This is a genomic window from Campylobacter ornithocola (assembly GCF_013201605.1).
Lineage (GTDB): Bacteria > Campylobacterota > Campylobacteria > Campylobacterales > Campylobacteraceae > Campylobacter_D > Campylobacter_D ornithocola.
The window spans coordinates 1139694-1159624 of sequence record NZ_CP053848.1; the positions used below are offsets into that span (position 1 = coordinate 1139694).

General features: G+C 29.7%; 23 protein-coding genes. 11 read left to right on the top strand and 12 right to left on the bottom strand.

What is annotated here, in order from left to right:
• Window positions 1–3: 3 nt before the first annotated feature.
• From fliR to mnmG, 9 genes are all read right to left on the bottom strand, one after another.
• Window positions 4–774, bottom strand: coding sequence for a flagellar biosynthetic protein FliR (gene fliR, locus CORN_RS05890; RefSeq protein ID WP_066008753.1), 771 nt, complete (start codon window positions 772–774; stop codon window positions 4–6).
• Window positions 761–1396 (bottom strand): ABC transporter ATP-binding protein, encoded by a 636-nt coding sequence (locus CORN_RS05895; RefSeq protein ID WP_066008752.1) that lies wholly within the window; start codon window positions 1394–1396, stop codon window positions 761–763. Before CORN_RS05895 ends, fliR begins: the two co-directional genes overlap by 14 nt.
• A gap of 2 nt (window positions 1397–1398) precedes the next feature.
• Window positions 1399–2475, bottom strand: a complete 1077-nt coding sequence (tsf, locus tag CORN_RS05900) for a translation elongation factor Ts (protein ID WP_066008751.1) — start codon at window positions 2473–2475, stop codon at window positions 1399–1401.
• Window positions 2475–3260: a 30S ribosomal protein S2 gene (gene rpsB, locus CORN_RS05905; protein ID WP_066008750.1), complete on the bottom strand. Its 786-nt coding sequence runs from the start codon at window positions 3258–3260 to the stop codon at window positions 2475–2477. Before rpsB ends, tsf begins: the two co-directional genes overlap by 1 nt.
• A gap of 173 nt (window positions 3261–3433) precedes the next feature.
• A complete protein-coding gene (locus CORN_RS05910; RefSeq protein WP_066008749.1) occupies window positions 3434–4561 on the bottom strand; it encodes a c-type cytochrome in 1128 nt (375 codons plus the stop codon).
• A gap of 2 nt (window positions 4562–4563) precedes the next feature.
• The gene (locus CORN_RS05915; RefSeq protein WP_066008748.1) at window positions 4564–5808 is read right to left on the bottom strand and encodes a cytochrome b; all 1245 of its coding nucleotides are present in this window, start codon (window positions 5806–5808) and stop codon (window positions 4564–4566) included.
• Between the two features lies 1 nt (window position 5809).
• Entirely contained in the window at window positions 5810–6313 is a 504-nt protein-coding gene (locus CORN_RS05920; protein ID WP_066008747.1) for a ubiquinol-cytochrome c reductase iron-sulfur subunit, read from the bottom strand.
• A 99-nt stretch (window positions 6314–6412) separates the two neighbouring features.
• Window positions 6413–7699 carry an ArsB/NhaD family transporter gene (locus CORN_RS05925; RefSeq protein ID WP_066008746.1) on the bottom strand — a complete coding sequence of 429 codons (1287 nt, stop codon included), beginning with the start codon at window positions 7697–7699 and terminating at the stop codon, window positions 6413–6415.
• Window positions 7696–9546, bottom strand: coding sequence for a tRNA uridine-5-carboxymethylaminomethyl(34) synthesis enzyme MnmG (mnmG, locus tag CORN_RS05930; protein ID WP_066008745.1), 1851 nt, complete (start codon window positions 9544–9546; stop codon window positions 7696–7698). Before mnmG ends, CORN_RS05925 begins: the two co-directional genes overlap by 4 nt.
• A gap of 122 nt (window positions 9547–9668) precedes the next feature.
• Here mnmG and ribE point away from each other — a divergent pair, with 122 nt between their 5' ends.
• Genes ribE through CORN_RS05945 form a run of 3 tightly spaced genes read left to right on the top strand, consistent with a single transcriptional unit; the run spans window position 9669 to window position 11117 of the window.
• Complete coding sequence (gene ribE, locus CORN_RS05935; RefSeq protein ID WP_066008744.1) at window positions 9669–10277, top strand: riboflavin synthase; 609 nt, start codon at window positions 9669–9671, stop codon at window positions 10275–10277.
• Window positions 10241–10909, top strand: a complete 669-nt coding sequence (gene pgeF / locus CORN_RS05940; RefSeq protein ID WP_066008743.1) for a peptidoglycan editing factor PgeF — start codon at window positions 10241–10243, stop codon at window positions 10907–10909. Before ribE ends, pgeF begins: the two co-directional genes overlap by 37 nt.
• Window position 10910: 1 nt before the next feature.
• On the top strand, window positions 10911–11117 hold the full coding sequence (locus CORN_RS05945) for a hypothetical protein (protein ID WP_066008742.1): 207 nt from the start codon (window positions 10911–10913) through the stop codon (window positions 11115–11117).
• A gap of 2 nt (window positions 11118–11119) precedes the next feature.
• Here CORN_RS05945 and CORN_RS05950 read toward each other — a convergent pair whose 3' ends face one another.
• Window positions 11120–12343: a sensor histidine kinase gene (locus CORN_RS05950; RefSeq protein WP_066008741.1), complete on the bottom strand. Its 1224-nt coding sequence runs from the start codon at window positions 12341–12343 to the stop codon at window positions 11120–11122.
• Window positions 12336–13001, bottom strand: a complete 666-nt coding sequence (gene dccR, locus CORN_RS05955; protein ID WP_066008740.1) for a two-component system response regulator DccR — start codon at window positions 12999–13001, stop codon at window positions 12336–12338. Before dccR ends, CORN_RS05950 begins: the two co-directional genes overlap by 8 nt.
• A 132-nt stretch (window positions 13002–13133) precedes the next feature.
• On the opposite strand from dccR, the gene CORN_RS05960 reads away from it, so the two are divergent.
• The 4 genes from CORN_RS05960 to CORN_RS05975 all read left to right on the top strand — a co-directional run bounded on the left by CORN_RS05960 (window position 13134) and on the right by CORN_RS05975 (window position 16040).
• Window positions 13134–13721, top strand: a complete 588-nt coding sequence (locus CORN_RS05960) for a bacteriohemerythrin (protein ID WP_066008739.1) — start codon at window positions 13134–13136, stop codon at window positions 13719–13721.
• Between the two features lie 75 nt (window positions 13722–13796).
• Window positions 13797–14360, top strand: a complete 564-nt coding sequence (locus CORN_RS05965) for a bacteriohemerythrin (RefSeq protein WP_066008738.1) — start codon at window positions 13797–13799, stop codon at window positions 14358–14360.
• Between the two features lie 9 nt (window positions 14361–14369).
• A complete protein-coding gene (locus CORN_RS05970) occupies window positions 14370–14591 on the top strand; it encodes a CopG family transcriptional regulator (RefSeq protein WP_066008737.1) in 222 nt (73 codons plus the stop codon).
• A 240-nt stretch (window positions 14592–14831) separates the two neighbouring features.
• On the top strand, window positions 14832–16040 hold the full coding sequence (locus tag CORN_RS05975; protein ID WP_172663987.1) for a major outer membrane protein: 1209 nt from the start codon (window positions 14832–14834) through the stop codon (window positions 16038–16040).
• A 23-nt stretch (window positions 16041–16063) separates the two neighbouring features.
• Here CORN_RS05975 and CORN_RS08565 read toward each other — a convergent pair whose 3' ends face one another.
• Window positions 16064–16189 (bottom strand): hypothetical protein, encoded by a 126-nt coding sequence (locus CORN_RS08565; protein ID WP_281360261.1) that lies wholly within the window; start codon window positions 16187–16189, stop codon window positions 16064–16066.
• A gap of 128 nt (window positions 16190–16317) precedes the next feature.
• On the opposite strand from CORN_RS08565, the gene CORN_RS05985 reads away from it, so the two are divergent.
• Genes CORN_RS05985 through CORN_RS06000 form a run of 4 tightly spaced genes read left to right on the top strand, consistent with a single transcriptional unit; the run spans window position 16318 to window position 19930 of the window.
• Window positions 16318–16755, top strand: coding sequence for a c-type cytochrome (locus CORN_RS05985; protein WP_066006939.1), 438 nt, complete (start codon window positions 16318–16320; stop codon window positions 16753–16755).
• Window positions 16756–16771: 16 nt separating this feature from the next.
• Window positions 16772–17884 carry an ABC transporter substrate-binding protein gene (locus CORN_RS05990; RefSeq protein ID WP_066006935.1) on the top strand — a complete coding sequence of 371 codons (1113 nt, stop codon included), beginning with the start codon at window positions 16772–16774 and terminating at the stop codon, window positions 17882–17884.
• 11 nt (window positions 17885–17895) lie between these two features.
• Window positions 17896–19011 (top strand): ABC transporter substrate-binding protein, encoded by a 1116-nt coding sequence (locus CORN_RS05995; protein ID WP_066006934.1) that lies wholly within the window; start codon window positions 17896–17898, stop codon window positions 19009–19011.
• A 22-nt stretch (window positions 19012–19033) separates the two neighbouring features.
• Complete coding sequence (locus tag CORN_RS06000; RefSeq protein WP_066006933.1) at window positions 19034–19930, top strand: branched-chain amino acid ABC transporter permease; 897 nt, start codon at window positions 19034–19036, stop codon at window positions 19928–19930.
• Window position 19931 lies beyond the last annotated feature (1 nt).

The window sequence follows — 19931 nt, forward strand, 5'->3', positions numbered from 1 at the left end:
TGCTTATATATTAAAAAATAACAATTCCATATACTCAAAACTTTTCATTATTAAATTTTTAAAATACTGCATCATAATAAGTAAAATAGCAATAAGTACTGCAAAAGATAAAAATATCTTAATAGGATACCCCACCACTAAAAGATTAAACTGAGGCATAGTTTTCATTAGCATACCAAAAATCACATCTGATAGTAAAGATATAGCCAAAACCGGAAAAGCCATAGAAAAACCTAACACAAAAATATTTACCATGGCCTTATTTAAATAAAGCATTAAATTTTCATGTGGATAAAATCCACCTAAACTAATATATTCTAATGAGTTGGATACAAAAAGCAAAACTAGATGATGTCCATCAAATGTTAAAAATACAAGTAAAGCTAATAAATTTAAAACTTGTGAAATTACAGGGGTGTTTGTACCAGTCGTAGGATCCATGACACTAGCCATAGAAAACCCCATAGTAAAAGAAATCTGCTCACCTGCCATTTGCAAAATGGCAAAAATCATTTGCAAAACTAACCCTGCTATCATACCAAAAAGCACTTCACTTAAAAGATATAAAATAAAAAATGAATCAGGTGTATTGCCCTCAAGCTTTGCTAAAGGATATAAAAACATTGTTAAAAATAAAGCTAAGGTTGTTTTTACCACTAAAGGTATGCTATTGTGAGAAAAAAAAGGAAAAAATACAATCAAACCACTCATTCTAGCAAATAAAAGCATGAAGATAACTACATTTTCATCACCTAAATATTTAACAAATTCCATGATTATTTAAATAAAATACCTCATCGCATTTTTTGGCAAGTTCTTGATCATGTGTAACAAAAATCAAAGCTGCATTGTTTTCTTTAATATAATCAATCAAAATATCCATTACATTTAAAGCATTTTTAAAATCTAAATTTCCGGTAGCTTCATCAGCAAAAATAATCTTTGGCTTCTTGCTTAAAACCCTAGCGATACTTACTCTTTGTTGCTGTCCGCCACTTAGCTTTGTGATTTTTTGATTCATTAAATCTGCAATATCAAGTTTTTTTAATAATTCATAATTAATACTTTGCTCACTCAAAACACTAGCAAGCTCTATATTTTCAAAAGTCAAAAATCCTTTAAATAAATAATGCATTTGAAAAATAATTCCAAAATCTTTTCTACGAATTTCTAGTAAAGCATTATCATCTAAACTATATAAGTCTTGATTGTTATAAAAAACTTTTCCTGATTGAGGTTTTAACAAGGTAGATAAAATATGCAAAAGAGTGGATTTACCACATCCACTACTTCCACATATCGCAATACAATCTTTTGTATTTACAGTAAAATTTAAATTTTTAAAAAGCGAAATATCAAAACTATGGCTTAAATTTTCCGCTTTTAAAAGTTCCATTTTTAACCAATTTGTGCAGCAACTTCAGCAGCAAAATCTTCGGTTTTCTTTTCTAGACCTTCGCCTACTTCAAAACGAATAAATTCCACTATTTTGATAGTTCCACCTAGCTCTTTTTCTTTATCAGCAATTACTTGCTCGATAGTTTTTTTATCATCCATTACATAAAATTGACCCATTAAAGTAAGTCTACTATCAAGTTGAGAATTATCTGCGATAAAACTATTTAATTTACCTGGAATAATATTAGGCCAAATTTTTTCTGGTTTACCTTGTGCTTGAAGCTCAGCTTTAATAGCCTCTTCAGCTACTTGAATTACCTCTTGAGTTAATTGTTTTCTACTTGCATATTTTGGAATTTTATGCTCTGGTTTATTAGGATCTTTTAGTCTTCTTCTTTCTTCATTTTCCTTTTCTAATTCAGCAACCAAAGCTTTGTATTCATTTTCTACAAAATCCATATCAAGTTCTTCATAAGATAAATAACTTGGCTTCATTGCAGCAATATGCATACAAATATGCTTTAAAAAATCTCCACATTTATTAGCCGTAGCTTCGCTATCACAAGCTGCAGCAATAACTACTCCTACACGACCATTAGTATGAATATAACCATTTACTATACCATTAGTACCTGCTTTTAAAGTAGCAAATCTTCTTACAACTAGATTTTCACCAATAGTTGCAATTTGACTTTTTAAATACTCTTCAAATTTAACGCCATTGATCTCACTTGAATGTAATTCTTCAACGTTTTGTAGACTTTTAGCTTGAATATGTGCTGTTGTATCTTTTGTTAAAGCAATAAATTGTTCATTTTTAGCAACAAAATCTGTTTCTGAGTTAATTTCACTAACAGTTGCACATTTAAAATCATCACTTACTTTTACACTTACCAAACCTTCAGCAGCCAAACGATCAGCTTTTTTATCAGCTTTTCCAAGCCCTTTTTCTCTCAAAAGCTGTACTGCTTTTTCAAAATCACCATCTGTGTCTTTTAAAGCATTTTTGCAATCCATCATACCTGCGCCAGTACTTTCGCGCAGTTCTTTTACCATTTGTGCAGTGATTTCAGCCATTACTCTTTATCTCCTTCAAAATCTTCTTCACTCATAGCTTCTTCCAAAACTTCTTTTTTTTCTTCTTCAGAAACTGGTTGCTCTTCGCTAATCTCACCATCTTGCTCCCTTAAAGCTTTACCCTCATTGATTGCCTCAGCCATTTCTTGACAAAAAAGTTGGACTGAGCGAATCGCATCATCATTTCCTGGAATTGGAAAATCAACCAAATCAGGATCACAATTTGTATCTAATGGAGCAACCACAGGAATTTTTAATCTATTAGCTTCTTGTACTGCAATTTTTTCTTTAACAGTATCAATAACAAAAATCATATCAGGTTGAGTTTTCATATATCTAATACCGCCAAGATATGCTAGCAATTTTTCTTTTTTTCTAGTAAGCATTAATGCTTCTTTTTTAGTCAAAAGCTTGATACTGCCATCTTCTTCCATTTTTTCTATAACTTCTAATTTTCTAATAGATTGACGGATTGTTCCAAAGTTAGTCATCATACCACCAAGCCATCTGTGATTTACATAAGGCATACCACATTTTTCAGCATATTCTTTAATCGCTCCACCAGCTTGTTTTTTAGTACCAACAAATAAAATTGTTTTACCTTCTGCTGCAGCGTCGCGAACGATATTATATGTATATCTAAAATATCTAAGTGTTTTTTGTAAATCAATTACATAAATACCTTTTCTTTCTCCAAAAATAAATTTTTTCATTTTTGGATTCCATCTTCTTGTTTGGTGTCCAAAGTGTACACCACACTCTAATAAATCTCTCATGCTTACCATGAAATTCTCCTTGAAATAAAATAATTAGGTTTATTCCTCCGCATTCTTTAACTCATAAGCAACCTAATAAGGAAATTAATGCGTGCGAAATGAAGATATAGTGTATCAAATTTTATTTTATATTTAGCTTATTGTTGAAGAAAAAGAACGCCTTATGGCGTTCTTTGAGTAAATTAGTGTAGTTTAGACCAAACCGATCTTTTCCAACCTATGGCAAAAATACTTAAGATGGCAAAGAATATCATGATATAAATTCCTGTTTGTTCTCTTTCTTCTTTTTTGCTATCACCAACTTTTTCAAGATAACTAATAACTTGAGTTTGTGCTTTTTCATTTAGACCAACTCTTGGCATAGCTGTGCCATGAATTTTCTTTTGAGGCTCATTGATAAAAATTTCAAGATAACTTGCACCCTTAGAACGAATCATCATTGATAAATCTGGAGGGGTCATACCAAGATAATTTTTTAAATCACTCATGTTTGAACTTGAAACAAAACCATCATATTTTACATCATGGCATCTTCCACAAGCATTTTCAAATGTATGTTTACTTTTAGCAAAATCAAATTCTTTTGCAATTAAAGCTGTTTTTGCTTGTTCTGAAAGTTCTTGATTTTTAGCATATTTTTCATCCAAGTCTGCTTTTAATTTAGCTTCAAATTCTTTTTCATACTCATTAGCTGTGTTTTTAAAGAACGCAATTAAATCTGCCAAATCTTGATTATCTTGTGCTTCGTCACCACTTAAAGGATAAGCAGGCATCAAGAATGGATTTTCATCATTAAATTTATGTGAAATTTGCAAAGCTTTAACCGGATCAATAATTAATGCCGTTAAAAATTTCTCATCATAAATAGCACCTGCATCACTCAAATCAGGAGGCGTTACACCTAAAGAAGAATCTGTGATAGTAGCAGGGATTCCAGCAGCTTTTACACCATGGCATGCAATACAATTTCCTTCAAATAATTCTTTACCTTTTTGCACATTACCTTTACTAAAATCAATTTTTGCGATTTTTTCCCACAATTGTTTAGTAGCTTCTTCTTGACTTTTGGCGAGATCTAATGCTTTTTGAGCATTAGCTATAGCTTTTTCACTTCCTGAAATATTAGCATCCATCGCTGCTTTTTCTTTTAAAGCAACTTCACCTTTGGTAAATTCCGCATCAGCTTTTGCAAAGTCAAAATTAACCGGAGTTGAAGGAGGATTCATCACTGAATGTGCATAAGGCTCAACTCCCCAATAAACTAAACCTGTGAAAAAGACAACTACAAAAAATATTTTTAATTCTCTCATTATTAGCCCCTTTTTCTTTCCATGATAGTAATAATTGGTAATACTACTAACAATAATAGTAAAAATACCATAGAAGCATAAAATCCTATCCAAGCATTAATTCCTGTTGGAGGAAGCTTTCCATAAACTGTTAGTACAATTAAATCTATCAATAATATCCAAAACCATACAAAAAACATTGGTCTTTCGTGTGCTGGTTTTACAACATCACTTCTATCAAGCCAAGGCAACAAGAAGAATATAATTTGTGCTACACCAAATGCTGCAAGTCCTATATCAAAAGCTTTAATACTTCCAACATCAAAGAAAAATCCTCTCAATACTTCATAACTCCACAAGAAATACCATTCAGGATAAATATGAGGAGGAGTTTTTAAAGAATTTGCAGGGTCAAAGTTAATTGGATCCATTGCAAAGTTAAATTTAAAACATACCAAATAAAAGAAGAAAATCATAAATAAAGCAATATACATAAAGTCTTTTGCCAAAAATCCTGGCCAAAAAGGAATAACTTTAGAGCCTTTTGTATCACCTGCTAAATATTTTTCTGCTTCTAAATCAAAATCAATTTCTTCTGAAATTTCATTATTTACATGAGGAATTCTTAAAGAATAAAAGTGAAATGCAATAATTGCCAAAATTACAATAGGTAATAAACATACATGCAACATGAAAAATCTAGTTAAAGTTGGATCAGATACTGCAAAATCCCCCCTTATCCAAACAACCAATGCATCACCTATAAAAGGAATTCCACCAAAAAGCTGTGTAATAACTTGAGCAGCCCAAAAGCTCATCTGCCCCCAAGGTAGCATGTACCCACTAAATGCTTCTGCTGAAAATACCACAAATAAAAGCATACCGCTAATCCAAATCATCTCACGGCCTTTTTTATAAGAGCCATAATAAATTCCTGTTAGCATATGAATATATATAATCAAAAACACAACCGAAGCAGCCACACCATGCATATGACGCCAAAGCCAACCATACTCTACCTCTTGCATGATAGTTTTATTTACACTATCAAAAGCTAAAGCCACATCTGGCTTATAATACATTACTAAGAATAAACCTGAAATAAATAAAATAGCAAAAAGAGTAGTTAAAATAACACCCATTGCCCATAAAAAGTTAATTTGCTTTGGTATCCAATATTGAGCCATTAAGACATTAAAAAGCTTGTTTACAGCTAATCTTTGATCAAGCCAATCTATAATACCATTTGCTTTTTTTATCTGCGCCATATCAAGCCTCCGCGATCATTTTTTTGTATTCTGGACCTTCTTCACCTAATACTAATTTTGTCCCATCAATTCTAAAAGGAGGGATATCCAAAGGTCTTGGAGGAGGACCAAATACATTTTTACCACTAGTGTCAAATTCGCCACCATGACATGCACATTTAAATAATTTTTCACTTGGAGCATAAGCTGGAATACAGCCTAAATGTGTACAAAGACCGATAACTACAGTATAAGCAACATCACCTACAACAACATCTCTATTGCTATCTTTTGCCATATCTGCATCTTTTTTTAATATAAATATAGGCTTTTTACGCCATTCAATCGTTCTTAGCTCGCCTTCCTTCATACCAGAAAGATCTACAGTAGTAACACCTGCTGCTTTTACACTTGGGAGCGGATCCCATGTTTTTTTCATTGCAACTAATGAAAAAGCACCACCCACAGCAGCTACTGTTCCAAAGGCAAAGCCCATAAAGCTTCGTCTACTTTCAGATGTAGCCATTTTACTTCCTTTGTTTTGATTTGTATGTGAAACATAGCAGTTTATCTAAAAAAAAATAAATTTTTTCTTTTGCAAAAAAATTTTATTTAAGTTTTACTTTTAAAATAAATACATATTAATTTTTATTCCCAAAATTGCAAAAAACAATACAAAAATACTAAATATAAAAGCATATAAAAAATAATCTTTTAGTTTAATTTTGATATTATATTTTAACAATATTCCAAACCATAATAAAGTAGATAAAGATCCTATTGGTGTTAATTTAGAACCTATATTACAGCCTAAAATATGAATATAAATTAATTCTTTATAGTAAAAAAAATTATTAAAATAATCATTTAAAACCAAATTTCCAATCATAATAGTTGGTAAGTTATTAAAAATAGAAGAAAAAATAGCTGAAGTAAAACCTAAAACTAACAATCCTGCAAAATCATAATTACTCCAAAATTGCACCCACTGCAAAACAAATTCATTATCAATTTCTTTATAAACACCATATACAACAACATATAATCCGAAACTAAAAATCAAAATTCCCCAAGGTGCTTTTTTTAAAATTTTAATATCAATATTTTTCTTATAATTTAACATCATAAGAATAAAAGCAGCAGATAAAGTAAAAACACCCATAGGTATATTTACCTTATCTACAAACAAAAGTCCAATAGCAAATACAAATAAGTAAATTAAATTAAGAATAAAAATATTTTTAGAACAAGGGTTATCCGCAGTTAAAAAGTATGCATTTTTAGGTAAAATTCTTTTGGCTAAAACATTACATACCCAAGCAAATACAATAAAAACTAAAATACTAGGTATTAACATATTTTTTAAAAAAATAAAAAAATTTATATGAAAATATTCTGCTGTAATAATATTAGTTAGATTAGAAACAATCAAAGTATTAGACAAAAAATCACAACAAAAACCGATAAAAAGCAATAAGTATATGCATTTATACTTGTCATTTTTTTTATCAAATTTGAATTTAGATATAATAGCTACAACTATAGGAGTAACAACTAAAATAGCTCCATCATTACCTAAAAAACTTGTTACAATTGAAGTGAAAATTAATAAATAAAAAAGAAGTTTTTTTAAACTTATATTGTTTCTTTTTGTTTTTGAAAATTGTAAAATTTTTATAGATACAAAATCAAAAAATCCACTTCTCTCAAGCACTAAAGAAATTAAAATCAATCCTATAAGAGTTAAAGAGCTATCCCAAATTATATTAAAAACAAAAACCATATCTTGCATATTAACTTTATTCACTACAAGACAAATTACCGCACCCAAAATAGAATATACCCATATTGGCAAGGAAAAAGGACGCCAAAATAACAAAATTAGCGTCGATAAAAAGATCAAAAAAATCATTTTTTCATTTTGATATAAATATGCAAAATATCCAAAGCAGCAGGAGTGATACCACTAATTTGTGAAGCAGCAAAAATAGTTGGTGGATTAAATTTTTGCAGTTTTTCTACTACTTCATTACTCAAACCACTCACACTTTTAAAGTCAAAATTTTCAGGGATTTTTAACTCATTTAAATTTTTCATTTTTTCTATTTGTGCTTTTTGCATTGCTATATAATGATAATATTTTGCTTCATTTAAAATTTCATTTAAAGAATACTCATCCATATTTTTAAACATTTCATCTAAAGCTCTTAATTTTTCTATATTAAAACTCGCTCTTGCGACAATCTTTTGCAAACTTACCATAGAGGTGATTTTTTCCTCTTTAATGCTTTGCAAAAATTCATTGTTTTGATTGCTTGGTGTCCATGTGGTTTGAAGTAAAAACTCAAGTCCCTTATCGACATTTTGTTTTATATTGTCAATATACGTATAATCTTCTTGACTTAAAAGTTTAAAATTATATCCATATTCTCCAAGTCTTAAAATAGCATTTTCTTCTCTTAAAAGTAGCCTATATTCGGCTCTTGAAGTGAACATTCTATAAGGTTCTTTTGTGCCTTTCATCACCAAATCATCAATCAACACCCCTATATAAGCCTCATCACGCCTTAACACAAAAGGATCTTTTTCATCAATTGCTAAAACCGCATTCACCCCTGCCATAAAACCTTGCACAGCAGCTTCTTCATAGCCAGTAGTTCCATTAATTTGCCCAGCACAATATAAATTTTTTATTTTTTTAGTTTCTAAAGTATGTTTTAATTCCGTTGGATCAATATAATCATACTCTATAGCATAGCCAAAACGTGTGATTTTAGCATTTTTAAAACCTTTTATACTTCTTAACATTGCAATTTGTACTTCATAAGGAAGCGAAGTGGAAAAACCATTAATATAATATTCTGTCGCATCTTTAGTTTGTGGTTCTATAAATAAATGATGACTTTCTTTATCACCAAAACGATTAATTTTATCCTCTATAGAAGGACAATATCTTGGTCCTATACCTTCAATTTGCCCTGTAAAAAGCGGAGCGCGGTAAAAATTGCTTTTTATAATTTCATGTGTTTTTAAATTTGTTCTTGCTATATAACACGGAAGTTGATTAGGCTTGAAATTTTTTGTTTTAAAACTAAAAGCTTTAGGGTTTTCATCTCCAGGTTGAATTTCTAAAACACTAAAATCAATACTTTTAGCATCCACTCTTGGGCAAGTTCCTGTTTTTAATCTTCCTACTTTTAAACCACTTTGCTTTAAATACTCACCTAAAATCACAGACGCAAGCTCGCCTACCCTACCTGCTTGAAGCTTAGTTTCGCCTACATGGATAAGCCCATTTAAAAAAGTTCCTGTTGTAAGTATGATTTTTTTAGCAAAATATGTATTTTCTAAATTAGTTTTAACCCCTTTAAGTTCATCATTTTCAATAATCAAAGACAAAACTTGTTCTTGAGAAATTTCTAAATTTTCAAGTTTTAAAAGCATATTTCTAGCACAAACTCTATAAGCATCCATATCAATTTGTGCCCTACTTCCACGCACTGCAACACCTTTGCTTTCATTTAAAATTCTAAATTGAATTCCAGCCTCATCGGTAATTTGTCCCATAAGTCCACCCATAGCATCAAGCTCTTTTACCAAATGTCCTTTTGCTAAGCCACCTATGGCAGGATTACAACTTGCAGCACCAATTTGTTCGATTAAAGTTGTTAAAAGTAAAGTTTTTTTGCCCATTCTAGCAGCAGCAGCACTTGCTTCAACCCCAGCATGTCCGCCACCTATTACGATTATATCATACATATTTTGACCTCATTTTTATAAAAAGGCAAAAATTATATAATATTTTTTAAAATAAAATACTAAAAATGCTTTTTGAAATTTAAAAGTTTTAGATAAAATCTCATAAAAATTAAAGGTATTAAATGTTTAATGGATTAATCCGCGAATTAGCCTTTGTTAAATCATATCAAAATAACACTTTAAGATTAAAAGCAAGTTACAAACCAAAACTAGGTGATAGCATAGCAGTCAACGGTGTATGCTTAAGCGTAACAAAACTTTTTGATGATGGTTTTAATCTTGAACTTTCTTATGAAACAAGAACTCATATAGCTATTGAAAATTTAAAAGATTATGTACATATTGAACCTGCACTAGCTTATGGTGATAGAATAGATGGGCATTTAATGCAAGGACATATTGATGGCATAGGTGAAATTATTAATATTTCTAAAAAAGAAAACGGGGTTGATTTTTATATTAAATGTCCTGATGATATACAAATTTACATGGCAAATAAAGCAAGCGTAGCCATAGATGGAGTAAGCTTAACTATCAATGAAGTTTTAAAAGATGGTATTCGCTTAACTATCATTCCTATAACCTTTAATGAAACTTTGTTTAAAAACTATACCATAGGAAGACGCGTTAATATAGAAAGCGATCTTTTAGCAAGATATATACACAGACAATTAAATTATAAAAAAGAAATTTCATGGCAACAAATAGACAAGATTACATCACTTTATTAGAAAATGATTTTGCAAAAGCTTTTGTTGCTTTTGATCAAGATTATAATATTTTTAGAGCAAAGATTTGTAATAACATTTTTCCTTGGGAAAATTCGATAAAAAAGTGTGTATTCTTAAATCAAATTCATTCTAATATCATCACTCATTATAATAAAGATTTTCATTTTAATGCTGATGGAATAATGAGCAACGAAAAAAATGTAGCTTTATGTATTTTAAGTGCTGACTGTTTGCCTTTGCTTTTATATGATGATAAAAATAAAGCCGTAGCAGCTTTGCATTCAGGTAGAAAAGGTTGTTTTGAAAATATCTTAAAAGAAGCTGTTTTAAAAATGCAAGAAAGTTTTAACACTCAAACAAAGAATTTAAAACTCATCATTTCAGCAGGAATTTGTGCTAAAAATTATGAAATTAATGGCGAAATTTTAAACTATAGCAAAGAAAATTTTGTGCCTTTTTTACATGAAAATAAGCTTGATTTAAAAGCATTAATTAAATTTCAAGCAAAAGAATTAGGAATTAAAGATATTTTTGATATCAATCTTTGTACTTTTGATGATGAGAGATTTTTTTCTTACAGAAAAAATCAAACTCCAAAGCGCATTGTTAGCGTAATTTATTTAAAGGATTAAAATGTATGAAGTAAAAAATTTACTTGCTTTGAAAATTTTACAAAAAGCTAGAGAATTTGGCGATAATGACTTAAGCAATGAGCTTTTAATCACTCAAATGCTAAATCATACCCCACAAACTCTAAATCAAAGCGATACTAAAAATTTAAATGAATTTATCACAACGCTTATAAATGCCAAAGAAAGAGCTAAAATGAGTAATAAATAATTTTAATTTTTCCAACTTAAAATAAATTTTGTTCCTTTATTTAACTCACTTTCTACTTTTATATCAATATTATGATCTTTGCAAATTTTATCGACCAAAGAAAGCCCTATACCAAAACCACCTTGATTTTCATTAAATCTTGAATATCGCTCAAAAATATTAACTAAATTTTCTTTTGCGATACCACAACCGCTATCTTCTATTATAAGTCTTTGCTCCAAAAGCATTATTTTAATATGACCATTTTTTACATTATATTTTATAGCATTATTAACAAGATTATCAAACATTTTAAAAAATTGCTCTTTATTGGCATAAATTTTTCCTTCATTTTCCAAAGATAGCTCTAAATTAATATTTTTTTGTTCTAAAAATATCTTAAAATATTCCATTCTCTCTCTAATCAAATCTTTTAAAAACATCCAATCTTTTTTAGCTTCATAAGCTTGAGAAAAATTTAAAAAAGTTAAATCTGAATACAAATGACTCAAAGTCAAAGCGGCTATTTTTACACGCTTTAAAGCCTTGATTTCTTCAAAATTATTTTTTCTTTCCAAACTCTCTACACTCATTAATATCGCACTAATTGGCGTATTGATTTCATGAGTAGTGTCTTTTATGAAATTATTTAAAAATCTTATTCTCATTTCTAAAGGCTTTAGTGCAAATTTAAGGATCAAATACCCCATTACACTTACAAAAATCAAAGAAAAAACCATAGCTAAAGCCACTTTGAACCTTATAAATCCGAGTTCTTTGGAAATATCATTACCTTGTATCAAAACTCTCAAACGATTTACATCACCTAAAATTTCTAAAGCACTTTGATTTTGAGTATTTACAAGCAATAAATTATTCAAATTTACATCAGCTATATAAATCAAAGTATTATTATTATAGATATTTGCATTGTTTAGTTTAAAAAAAGTTGTTTGAGCGGGCAAGTCAAGATTAGAAAAATATACTTTAGACCTATCAAATATTGCAAATTTTATATTAGAAATTTGAGCGATTTTTTTAGCACCTTTTTCTATAGGCTCAAAACGCAATTTTTCCATTTGTAAAATCACAAAACGATGCTCTTGTCTTAGTTTTATGCTATATTCACTCACTAGCTCCTCTATTAGCTTAGCATACCATATACCAAAAAGTACTACAAGAATACTTCCTATACTTATCAAATACAAAGAAAGAATTTGCCATGCAACACGCTTGGCCTCATGCATAACAATACCCTCTACCCCTTTGATTAATAATACTGTCTTTCCCCAAAATCTTTCGCAAATTTTTCACATAAGCTCTTAAACTAAGCTCACTTGGCTCTTGATCGTACTCCCAAATTTCTTCAAAAATATAAGCAACATCTACAAATTTACCTTTATTTTTCAAAAGCAAAGATAAAAGCTTCAATTCTTTTAAGGGTAAAACCAAAGGTTTATCATCTTGATATAAAGTTTGTGAAACAAAAGCAAATTTAAAACCATTTCCTAAATCTTCATAGTCTTCATTTTTATGCGCAAAAGAACGTTTTAAAATAGCATTAATTCTTATTTTTAATTCCTCCAACTCAAAAGGCTTTTTAATGTAATCATCACAACCACTTTCAAAACCTTTTTGCAAATCTATAGTTGTGTTTAATGAAGTCATAAAGATAGCCGGTGTATATTTACCTGCCTCTCTTAAATTTTTAAGCACACTAAAACCATTACCTTGCGGAACCTTTACATCTAAAATCCACAAATCAAAATTTTTTTCATAAGCTTTATCTTGTGCATCTTGAGCATTATCCACTAAAGTAACTACAAAGCCTTCTTCTTCTAAAAATTCACTAACAATTTCCCCTAAATTAATATCATCTTCTAATAAAAGAATTTGTGTAGCCATTTTTAATCCTTCATTTTACTTTAAAAAAACATTATATTTTTTTTATGTAAATTAAGTGTGAATTTAGCAGAGTTAAAGCCAAATATTTATAAAATATTAACCATTTTATAATTTGCAATGCTAGGATTTATCATGTTACCTCAATGGGATCAAAAATACAGCATCAATAATGCAAAAATTGATGCCCAACACCAAAAACTTTTTGAACTTGCTGCTAAAGTTGAGGAAATTTCTGATAGACCAATCTATCAAATAGAACTTAAAAAACTCATAGCTGAATTTTTTAACTATATTAAAATTCACTTCCAAGATGAAGAAAAATATATGTCTGAAATCAACTATCCTTATTTAAGTCAGCATAAACTTATGCATAAGCAAATCACTAGTTCAATGATAAAACTCATACAAAGCATAAAAAGTACAAACGATCTAAAAGAAAAGCTATATATAGTAGTTAATTCATGGCTTATAGAACACATTATCCAACACGATATGATGATAGAGCATTGGAGACAAAGTACACAAGTAAAGAATGCCCCAGAAAGTTTCGAAGAAGAAAGACCAAAACCAAAGAAATTCTTATACCAATGTCAGTGTGAAGGAAAAACTCATAAGGTTCCTTACGATATTCACTTAAAAATACAATATTCTAAAGTACAATTTAAATGCAAAGAATGCTCTGCCAATTTAATTTTATGTAAAGAAAAAACAGAAAATTAATAAAAATTAACCAAATTTTAAAATATTGTAAATTATAATTCTTACAAAATTCTGTCAACAAACAAAGGATTAATTGTGTTACCAAAATGGTGTGACAAATATAGTATTCATAATGAAGAAATAGATAGACAACATCAAAAACTTTTTGAACTTGCTGCTAATGTTGAAATGATTTCAGATAAACCTATCCATAAAGGTCAAATCAAATTTCTACTTGCAGATTTTTTTAACTATATGAAAGAACATTTTGCCGAAGAAGAAAAGTATATGGCAAAAATAGGTTATCCTGAACTAGTTAATCATCAAAAAATTCACAAAAGCATTATCCAATCTATGATTGACTTAATTCAAAATATTAAAAGCACCAACGATCTAAAAGAAAAACTTAACATCATTGCATCAAAATGGCTTTTAGAGCACATCTTAAGAGAAGATATGAAGATAGAAAAGTGGCATCAAACACAATTAAATAAAAAAGACAATGAAACAAATCTAGAAGATTTGCAAGAATTTTATGAATACATATGTTCTTGTACTGATAAAATCCACAAAGTACCTTGTGAAATTCATCAAAAAATCCAAAAAACTAACGCAAGCTATAAATGTAAAACTTGCCAAGAAGCAATCAAACTAAAATAAGGGCTAAAAATGAACAAACGCTATACTTTAATTCTCTCAATAGAACTTTATGAACGCTTAAGCCAAACTGCAAAATTTTCTAAAAAGAAAAAATCTGAAATTTTACGTAATGCTTTAGAAAACTATCTTGACGAAATGGAAGATTTTGCTCCAGCTATAGAAGCCTTAGAGGATCTAAAAGATGGAAATAGTAAAAAATTGGATAATATTATTAAAAAATTAAAATGCTAGTTTTATTTAGTTTCCATACATTAACTATCAAAGAGCATAATTACATTTGTAAAAGCAAACATTCATAGATAACTCCTTAGTTTTTAAAGATCTAGTTTAAAACTAGATCTTTAAAGATATATCTACTTTCAATACACAATCTTTAATATATTTATATTGTTTTTGTTTACTTTAAGAATTCTTATATAAAACTATGCTATAATACAAGCCATAGTTTTAATTTTAATAAGGAGAATTCTCATGAAACTAGTTAAACTTAGTTTAGTAGCAGCATTGGCTGCAGGTGCTTTTTCAGCAGCTAATGCTGTTTCACTTGAAGAAGCTATAAAAGATGTTGATGTATCAGGAATGTTTAGATACAGATTTGAATCTGATAGATTAGAAAAAGGAAACACTGTTTCTAATGGTTATAATGGCGCTAAAGAAAACAGACATAGATTTAAATCACAAATCAATTTCAAAGCAGCTTTAGATGATAACTTTAAAGCTTTCGTTCAACTTCAATACGATAGTACAGGTGAGTTAGGTTTTAATAGTCCAACTGCTAAAGCTGAAACAAACACAGCTCAAGGTTTTGATGTTGAACAAGTGTATTTAGAATACACTAATGAAGCTTATGCTACAAGTGTAATCTTTGGTAAAATGGAAGTTGGTTCTATTTGGACTGATGATGCTATCGGTACAGGAGCTAAAATCATCAATAACTCTATCGAAGGTTTAACTTTTGCTGGTTATTGGTTTGACAGCTTTAACGTTACAGACGATGGCGATTTCACTGCTTTAGGTATAGCTGATTCTTCACTATATGGTGCTGCTGTATTAGGTGATTTTGATCCATTTGCTTTCCAACTATGGGCTGCTTATTCAAACAACTGGGCATTTTTATATGCTGTAGATGCTAGCTATAAATTTAGCTTCAATGATGTAGCTAACTTCAAAATCCAAGGTCAATACTTAGGAAATAGCTTAGATAGTGACAAAGAAAAATTAGGTCTTGACAACGGTAATTTCTATGCTGCTCAATTACAAGGTCAAATTTCAGCATTTGATTTCCAAGCAGGTATTGTTGGTTATGGTGAAAAAGATAAAGCTACTATAGTAACATTGGAAGATAAAGGTAGAGTAATAGCTCCAGCAGAGCAAATTTTCTATTCATCTGCAGGTAGTGACTTAAGAGGTAGCACTGGTGAAAATTTCTATTACTTTGCAGGCTTAGGTTATACTTTTGCTGAAACTGTAAGAGTAGGATTTGACTATGTAGGTGGTAAATCTGAACAAGTTGGTTATGATATAGATAAAAATGAATATATTGCAAGATTATCTTATAAATATAGTCCAAAACTTACATTTAGTGGCTTCTATTCTTACCTAACTGAAGATTTCAATCAACAAGGTGTAGAAGATAACGATGATCAATTCATCAGACTTGAAGCTCTATACAAATTCTAATTATAAAAGCTAAGCCAAAAGGCTTAGCTTACTATATCCAAAACTATTTCTTCTTTTAATCCTTGAATTTTAATTTCTTTTATTTTTAGGTCATTAGGTAGATTTTCAAGCAAAGCTTCTTTATTATGTATATTTTTACTTGCTAACACTCTTAGTATTTTACCTCTGTATGCTTTTGCAAAATGACTTAAAGTTTTGGAATTTTTAAAAAAATAAAGTAAAATTATTTATTTTTTTTAGATATAATCAAGCTTTATTTATATTTAAAGGTATATTTATGTTACGCTTGTTTATGATAAGTATCTTGTTAATTAATTCACTATTAGCTTTTAATATAAAATCTTTATTTACTTACACTTTTAACGATAATATTAGCTATGATCCAGAAAAAACTAAAGAAATATATTTCAAAAATAAATGCAATACTTGTCATGGTGAAAACGGAGAAAAAAATTCTTATGGTAAAAGAGCCATTAAAGATCTAAACCCAGAAGAGATAAAAGGAGCTTTAAAAGATTATGCCAACGGGTACTATAAAAGCCAATCAAGTGATAATATTCAAATGGGTATATATGCTAAAAAATTAAGTGATAGTGATATGGATCATATCATTGCTTATTTAAAAGGGCAAAATTTTTCTATAGAACTTAATCAAAAAGATCTTTTAGAAGAAGAACCTGCACCAAAAACTAAGCATAATACATTTTTAAAATAACAAAAAAGGAGTTTTCATGAAAAAAAATCTACTACTGGCTAGTCTGCTTTGTGCTAGTTCAATTTATGCCGCAGAGATAAAAATAGGTGTTATCTTGCCACTTACTGGCACCTTAGCTGCTTATGGTAATGATGTATATGAAGGCATCAAATTAGCTAATGCCTTAAATCCAAATTTAAAAAATGGAGATAGTGTTAAAATCATAGCCATAGATACGAAAGGTGATAAAATAGAAACAGCAAATGCTGCTACTAGACTCATCTCACAAGATAAAGTTTTAGGGCTTATAGGTGAAGCTGTTACGCCAAATACCATGCAAGTTTTATCTATAGCCGAAGAAAGGAAAATTCCTGCTATAGCACCAGTTGCTTCAGGAGATAAACTTTTAGATAAAAAAACTTATGCTAGTAGAGTTTGTTTTATGGATAGTTTTCAAGGAGATAAATTCGCTAACTATGCATATAAAGATTTAAATTTAAAAAGCGTAGTTGTAATAGTTGATCAAAGCAATGTATATTCTTTAGGTCTAGCAAGAGCTTTTGAAAAGGAATTTAAACAAAACGGTGGAAAAGTACTTAAAAAACTAACCATTTCTTCAGGTGATAAAGACTTTAAAGCTATTGTTTCACAACTAAAAAGCATCAACCCTGATTTTGTTTATATGCCAATCTATCATCCTGAAGCAGCTTTGATAGCAAGACAAGCAAAAGCAGTAGGTTTTGATAAACTTTTAAGTGCAGGTGATGGAGTAAACAACAAAACATTTATCGAACTTGGTGGTGATGCTGTAAATGGAGTAGTTTTTACTGATAGTTTTGATTATAACAATCCTCCAACAACTTTATCTAAAAAATTTATTGAGGCCTATGAAAAAGATCATGGCACTAAAGAACTCCCAGCTTTTTCTGCTATGGGAGCTGATGCTTATTATGTAATGGTAAATGCAATGAATGAATGTACTAATAACCTTACCGCACAATGTGTTAATGAAAAAATTCATTCAACTAGTAATTTTGAAGGTGTAGGTGGAGTTATAAGCATAGATGCAAGTGGCAATGCGAGTCGCTCTGTAGTTATAAAAGAAATACAAAACCAAAAACAAATTTACAAAACTATTATCAATCCCTGAAAGGTCAAATTATGAAAAAAATCAGTATAGTTATATTATCCATCATAACTAGTAATATCATACAAGCAAAAGAAATTAACATTGGTGTAGTCTTACCTCTAACAGGTCCAACTGCAGCTTATGGACAAAGTGCTTTAGATGGAGTTAAAATTGCAAACTCTATGAATAACACTTTAAGCAATGGTGATAAAGTAAATATAGTTGTAGTAGATACAAAAGGTGATAAAATAGAAAGTGCTAATGCTAGCACAAGATTAGTTTCGCAAAATAAAGCTTATGCTCTTATTGGAGAAATGCTAACAGCTAACACTTTGCAAGTTATAAGAATTGGTGAAGAAAAAAAGATTCCTGTAGTTGCTCCTGCTGCTACTGCAGATAAAATTTTAAACAAAAAACTATATGCTAGTAGAGTTTGTTTTATGGATAGTTTTCAAGGATCATCTTTGGCTACATATGTAAAAAATAAACTAAATTACACCAAAGCTGTTATTGTTAGCGACCAAAGTGCTGACTATTCTTTGGGTTTAACTAGAGCTTTTGAAAAAGAATTTAATAAGCAAGGTGGAAAAATTTTAGATAAATTTAGAATTACTGCAGGAGATAAAGATTTTAAAGCTATACTTTCGCAAATTAAAAATTTAAAACCTGATTTTATTTATCTTCCAGTATATTATACTGAAGCTTCTTTATTTGCACGTCAAGCAAAAGCAATGGGTGTAAATATCCCTATGGGTTCAGCAGATGGAGTAGCTGATGAAACTTTTATCAATCTTGCTCAAGAAGCAGCCGAAGGATATTTATTTACCGATAGTTTTGATTACAACAATCCTCCGACGCAACTTTCAAAAGATTTCATATTAGCCTATGAAAAAGAAAAGCAAAACAAAGAGGTTCCAAATTTCACAGCTATGGGTGCTGATGCATATTTTGTAATCTTTGAGGCTATGCAAAAATGTATTAATGATTTTAATAGCAAATGTATTAATGATAATATTCATTCAACCTCTAATTTTGAAGGAGTAAGTGGGGTAATTAGTATTGATAAGACTGGTAATGCTACACGCTCAATTGTTATAAAATCAATAGAAAATCAAAAACAAGTTTACAAAGATTCAATTCTTCCGTAAATAAAATTTTTTAAGAGGTTTAATGGATAGTTCTTTAATTTTACAACAAATTATAAATGGTTTTAGTTTAGGTAGCATGTATGCACTTATTGCCATAGGCTATACAATGGTCTATGGTGTTTTAAGATTAATTAATTTTGCACATGGTGATATTATGATGGTAGGTGCATACTCAGCTTTATTTTGTGTTACAAGTATGAATGTGCCTTTTTTAGGTGCTCTTTCTCTAGCTATGTTGTTTGCAGCAGCCTTGGGTATAGCAATCGATAGAGTAGCTTACAAACCTTTAAGAAAAGCACCTAGGATTTCTTTGCTTATTACAGCCATAGGTATAAGTTTTTTAATACAAAATGTATTTAATGTTTTATTTGGTTCTACGCCAAAATATTTCCCTGTACCAAGCTACCTAGAAGCAGTAATTAATTTTAATAATATTAGTATCAGTATTAACAGTATCTTGGTGCCAATTTTAACATTTTTTATACTATTAGTAGTTTTATTTATACTCTATAAAAGTAAATATGGCATTGCAATTAGAGCTTTAGCTTTTGATGTTCATACTGTAAATTTAATGGGTATTGATGCAAATCGTATTATAGCTATTGTATTTGCGTTAGGATCAGCTTTAGCTGCCATTGGCGGTATTTTTTGGGCAGTAAGCTACCCTTCAGTAGAACCTAGCATGGGAACTCTAATAGGGCTTAAAGCTTTCGGCGCTGCTGTTTTAGGTGGTATTGGTTCTGTTGCTGGTGCGGTTTTAGGAGGCTTGATCATAGGATTTACAGAAGTTGTAGTGGTTGCTATCTTTCCTGATCTTTCTGGTTTTAAAGATGCTTTTGCATTTATTTTTTTAGTATTGATTTTACTTTTCAAGCCAACTGGAATTTTAGGTATTAATTTTGAAAAAAGTAGGTTTTAAG

Coding starts and splice junctions, on each gene's coding strand:
- fliR (WP_066008753.1), bottom strand. CDS start 774: ATGGAATTTGTTAAATATTTAGGTGATGAAAATGTAGTTATCTTCATG.
- CORN_RS05895 (WP_066008752.1), bottom strand. CDS start 1,396: ATGGAACTTTTAAAAGCGGAAAATTTAAGCCATAGTTTTGATATTTCG.
- tsf (WP_066008751.1), bottom strand. CDS start 2,475: ATGGCTGAAATCACTGCACAAATGGTAAAAGAACTGCGCGAAAGTACT.
- rpsB (WP_066008750.1), bottom strand. CDS start 3,260: ATGGTAAGCATGAGAGATTTATTAGAGTGTGGTGTACACTTTGGACAC.
- CORN_RS05910 (WP_066008749.1), bottom strand. CDS start 4,561: ATGAGAGAATTAAAAATATTTTTTGTAGTTGTCTTTTTCACAGGTTTA.
- CORN_RS05915 (WP_066008748.1), bottom strand. CDS start 5,808: ATGGCGCAGATAAAAAAAGCAAATGGTATTATAGATTGGCTTGATCAA.
- CORN_RS05920 (WP_066008747.1), bottom strand. CDS start 6,313: ATGGCTACATCTGAAAGTAGACGAAGCTTTATGGGCTTTGCCTTTGGA.
- CORN_RS05925 (WP_066008746.1), bottom strand. CDS start 7,699: ATGATTTTTTTGATCTTTTTATCGACGCTAATTTTGTTATTTTGGCGT.
- mnmG (WP_066008745.1), bottom strand. CDS start 9,546: ATGTATGATATAATCGTAATAGGTGGCGGACATGCTGGGGTTGAAGCA.
- ribE (WP_066008744.1), top strand. CDS start 9,669: ATGTTTAATGGATTAATCCGCGAATTAGCCTTTGTTAAATCATATCAA.
- pgeF (WP_066008743.1), top strand. CDS start 10,241: ATGGCAACAAATAGACAAGATTACATCACTTTATTAGAAAATGATTTT.
- CORN_RS05945 (WP_066008742.1), top strand. CDS start 10,911: ATGTATGAAGTAAAAAATTTACTTGCTTTGAAAATTTTACAAAAAGCT.
- CORN_RS05950 (WP_066008741.1), bottom strand. CDS start 12,343: ATGCATGAGGCCAAGCGTGTTGCATGGCAAATTCTTTCTTTGTATTTG.
- dccR (WP_066008740.1), bottom strand. CDS start 13,001: ATGGCTACACAAATTCTTTTATTAGAAGATGATATTAATTTAGGGGAA.
- CORN_RS05960 (WP_066008739.1), top strand. CDS start 13,134: ATGTTACCTCAATGGGATCAAAAATACAGCATCAATAATGCAAAAATT.
- CORN_RS05970 (WP_066008737.1), top strand. CDS start 14,370: ATGAACAAACGCTATACTTTAATTCTCTCAATAGAACTTTATGAACGC.
- CORN_RS05975 (WP_172663987.1), top strand. CDS start 14,832: ATGAAACTAGTTAAACTTAGTTTAGTAGCAGCATTGGCTGCAGGTGCT.
- CORN_RS05985 (WP_066006939.1), top strand. CDS start 16,318: ATGTTACGCTTGTTTATGATAAGTATCTTGTTAATTAATTCACTATTA.
- CORN_RS05990 (WP_066006935.1), top strand. CDS start 16,772: ATGAAAAAAAATCTACTACTGGCTAGTCTGCTTTGTGCTAGTTCAATT.
- CORN_RS05995 (WP_066006934.1), top strand. CDS start 17,896: ATGAAAAAAATCAGTATAGTTATATTATCCATCATAACTAGTAATATC.
- CORN_RS06000 (WP_066006933.1), top strand. CDS start 19,034: ATGGATAGTTCTTTAATTTTACAACAAATTATAAATGGTTTTAGTTTA.